Genomic DNA, 3,800 nt, shown 5'->3' with positions numbered 1-3,800 from the left:
TTTCACCGATGCACGTAATCTTTACTGTACTCTATGTGACGCCCCCACTACCTAGCTCTTTTTTTTTTTTTTTTAATGAGCCGGCCCCCCCCAGACACCACCACAGGGGTTCTCGCGGGCCGCGTCATATGTGTAAAAGAGAGGTTTTTTTCTACATTGCCGTCACCGCCACTCCTGCAAGAAAGGACCATCGTGAAAGGCAATCTGCTCCGCACCTCCCAAGCCGCCGTCGGCGTCGCGCTTCTGGCCATCGGCCTCGCCCTGCCTGCCCATGCGGCCGGCGAACACGGCGGCGGCCATGGCGGCCACGCCATGCCGGCCGCCGCGGCCTCGATCGGCAAGCCCGGCGACCCCGCCCGCGCCACCCGCACCGTGGACGTCGACATGGCCGACAGCATGCGCTTCACCCCCGACCGCATCGAGGTCAAGGCCGGGGAAACCGTGCGTCTGAACGTGCGCAACTCCGGCAAGATCCGCCACGAACTGGTGCTGGGCACGGACGCCGACCTCAAGGCGCACTACGACATGATGATGAAGGACCCGGGCATGCGCCACGAGGAAGCCAACTCCATCTCGCTGGACGCCGGCAAGAGCGGCCAGATCGTGTGGCGCTTCGACAAGGCCGGCACCGTGTCCTTCGGCTGCCTGGAGCCCGGTCACTACGCGGCGGGCATGAAGGGTTCAGTCACTGTGATGTAAGCCCCCCGAAGCGCCACGCGCTTTCCCCCAGGGGCGCAGCTACGGACCGGCGGTGCCGGATCCGTGCTGCCCTGCTCGGGACGGGTGGGGTCCGCGGTGGCGCTCAGGGTTCATGGCAACCATGCCGTGGACGCGAATCGCTCCTCTACGCGGCATCCCATTGAGACAACCCTTGTTCCTGCGCTGCGGATTTTGCGCAGCACCGTGGATGACTAAATGACAGACACACTCCCTCCCATCGGACGCCGCCGCTTCGTTCAGGGCCTGGCCGCCGGCGGCGCGCTGGCGGCGCTGGGCGGCTGGCGCGCGGCGCTGGCGCAGCCCGCGCGGCAGGCGGCCGAACTGCGCGGCACCGAGTTCCATCTGGAGATCGGCGAAACGCCGGTCAATTTCACCGGCGCGACCCGCGTCGGCACCACGGTGAACGGCCAGATCCCCGCGCCGCTGCTGCGCTGGCGCGAAGGCGACACGGTCACGCTGCACGTGACCAACCGGCTGCGCGAGCAAAGTTCCATCCACTGGCACGGCATCCTGCTGCCCACCGACATGGACGGCGTGCCGGGCCTGAGCTTTCCGGGCATCGATCCCGGCCAGACCTACACCTACCGCTTCGACGTGCGCCAGAGCGGCACCTACTGGTATCACAGCCACTCCGGCTTCCAGGAACAGACCGGCCTGTACGGCGCCATCGTCATCGAGCCGCGCAGGCGCGACCCAATCGCCTTCGACCGCGAGCACGTGGTGCTGCTGTCAGACTGGACCGACGAAGATCCGATGAGCGTGTTCCGCAAGCTGATGGTGCAGCCGGACTACTACAACCGCATCCGTCCCAGCGTGCAGAGCCTGGCGCGCGAAGCCGAAACCAAGGGCTGGGGCGCGGCCGTGTCGGAACGGCTGATGTGGGAAAAGATGCGCATGACGCCCACCGACCTGGCGGACGTCTCCGGCGCCACCTACACCTTCCTGACCAACGGCGCCACGCCGGCCAGCAACTGGACAGGCCTGTTCAAGCCCGGCGAGCGGGTGCGGCTGCGCTTCATCAACGGCTCGGCGATGACCTATTTCGACGTACGCATCCCGGGCCTGAAAATGACCGTGGTGGCGGCCGACGGACAGGACGTGCGACCGGTGGAAGTCGACGAGTTCCGCATCGCCGTGGCCGAGACCTACGACGTGATCGTCGAACCGGCCGAGGATCGCGCCTACACCATCTTCTCGCAGGCCATGGACCGCTCCGGCTACGCGCGCGCCACGCTGGCGCCGCGCCCCGGCATGCAGGCCGACGTGCCGGCGCTGGACCCGGTCCAGCTGCTGACCATGATGGACATGGGCATGGCCCATGACATGAGCGGCGGCATGGCCGGCATGGATCATGGCGCGATGCCGGGCATGGGCCAGGCCAGCCCGCCGGCCGCCCCGGGCATGAATCACGGCGCGATGCCGGGCATGGACCACGCGGCGATGCCCGGCATGAACCATGGCGACGCCGCCGGCTCGGGCGGCATGGTGGAGGTCAAGCACCCCTACCCCGCCGAACGCGGCGTGGGCAATTCCATGCTGCCCGACGTGGTGTCGACCCGGCTGGACGATCCCGGCGTCGGCCTGCGCGACAACGGCAGACGCGTGCTGACCTATGCCGACCTGCGCTCCATGGTCGAGCCCTCGGACAACACGCCGCCGAGCCGCGAGATCGAACTGCATCTGACCGGCAACATGGAACGCTATATGTGGTCCTTCAACGGTGTGAAGTTCTCCGACGCCAAGCCCATCGTGCTCAAGCATGGCGAGCGCGTGCGCTTCGTGCTGGTCAACGACACCATGATGACCCACCCCATCCACCTGCACGGGCTCTGGAGCGATCTGGAATCGGCCGACGGCGCCTTCCAGGTGCGCAAGCACACGATTTCGCTCAACCCCGCGCAGCGCCTGACCTATCGGGTCAGCGCCGATGCGCGCGGCAAGTGGGCCTACCACTGTCATTTGCTGTATCACATGGAGGCCGGCATGTTCAGGGCGGTCGTGGTGGAGTAGACGATGCGACACAAGACACAGAACCGTATTCCCGCCGTCGCCCGATGTGCCGCGCTGGCGCTGGCCGCCGGCCTGGCCGGCCCCGCATTGGCGCAATCCGGCGGCATGGACCATGCCAACATGCCCGGCATGAACCATGGCGCCGCCACGCCCGCTCCCGCTTCGTCCGGCGCGATGGACCATTCCAGCATGCCCGGCATGAACCACGGCGCCGCCACGCCCGCGCCCGCCTCATCCGGCACGATGGACCATGCCAACATGCCGGGGATGAACCATGGCGCGACGCCGTCCCCGGCCGCGCCGCCGGTGGGCAGCCTGCCGTCCAGCGACGGTTCGGACGCGCGCGGCTACGACAACTATGGCATCCGTCCTCACATGATGATGATGGACAACATGCCAGCGGCGCAGCTGCTGCTCGAGAGGTTCGGCTGGTCGCGCAACCGCGACGGACAGAACGCACGCGAATGGGAAGGCCGCTTCTGGTACGGCACGGCGACCAATCGCCTGACGATCAAGAGCGAAGGCGAGGCCGAGAATGCCAACGGCGGTTCCAGCGGCCGCGTCGAGGCGCTCTGGAGCCGCGCGATCACGCCGTTCTGGGACCTGCAGCTGGGCGCGCGCCGCGATTTCGGCACCGGCCCCAAACGCAACTGGGCGGCGTTCGGCATCGAAGGCATGCTGCCCTACCGGATCGAACTCGAAGCGACGGGCTATGTCGGCCCATCCGGGCGCACGGCGCTGGGGCTGAAGGCGGAATACGATCTGCTGCTGACGCAGCGGCTGGTCTTCACGCCCGAGCTCGAGGCCAGCCTCTATGGCAAGAGCGACCCCGAGCGCGGCATCGGCTCCGGCCTGTCCTCCGGCTCCCTGTCGCTGCGGCTGCGCTACGAGGTCACGCGCCAGTTCGCGCCGTATGTTGGCGTATCCTTCGAACGGAAATTCGGCCAGACCGCCGACTATGCATCCGCGGCCGGCGCCGGCCGTTCGCAAACCGCGATCATGGCCGGCATACGGTTCTGGTTCTAGAAGGATTGGCCCCCCCCGAAGCGCTCGCGCGCTTCCCCCCAGGG

The 3,800-nt window shown here is 67.5% G+C and carries 3 protein-coding genes; all 3 read left to right on the top strand.

Annotated elements, in window-relative coordinates; genetic code table 11:
* The first annotated feature begins 192 nt into the window (after nucleotides 1–192).
* The 3 genes from KDH83_RS29950 (at nucleotide 193) to KDH83_RS29940 (ending at nucleotide 3,756) form a co-directional block, all read left to right on the top strand.
* Nucleotides 193–699, top strand: a complete 507-nt coding sequence (locus KDH83_RS29950; RefSeq protein ID WP_349291691.1) for a cupredoxin family protein — start codon at nucleotides 193–195, stop codon at nucleotides 697–699.
* Nucleotides 700–915: 216 nt separating this feature from the next.
* Nucleotides 916–2,730 carry a copper resistance system multicopper oxidase gene (locus KDH83_RS29945; RefSeq protein ID WP_212322506.1) on the top strand — a complete coding sequence of 605 codons (1,815 nt, stop codon included), beginning with the start codon at nucleotides 916–918 and terminating at the stop codon, nucleotides 2,728–2,730.
* A gap of 189 nt (nucleotides 2,731–2,919) precedes the next feature.
* Nucleotides 2,920–3,756 (top strand): copper resistance protein B, encoded by an 837-nt coding sequence (locus KDH83_RS29940; RefSeq protein WP_249205452.1) that lies wholly within the window; start codon nucleotides 2,920–2,922, stop codon nucleotides 3,754–3,756.
* Nucleotides 3,757–3,800 lie beyond the last annotated feature (44 nt).

It is taken from the genome of Achromobacter sp. Marseille-Q0513, assembly GCF_018195695.1.
In the GTDB taxonomy this organism is placed as follows: domain Bacteria; phylum Pseudomonadota; class Gammaproteobacteria; order Burkholderiales; family Burkholderiaceae_B; genus Achromobacter.
Note: the sequence above shows the minus strand (reverse complement) of the source record. Positions and strands in the feature narration are given on the sequence as shown.

Coding starts and splice junctions, on each gene's coding strand:
- KDH83_RS29940 (WP_249205452.1), top strand. CDS start 2,920: ATGCCCGGCATGAACCACGGCGCCGCCACGCCCGCGCCCGCCTCATCC.
- KDH83_RS29945 (WP_212322506.1), top strand. CDS start 916: ATGACAGACACACTCCCTCCCATCGGACGCCGCCGCTTCGTTCAGGGC.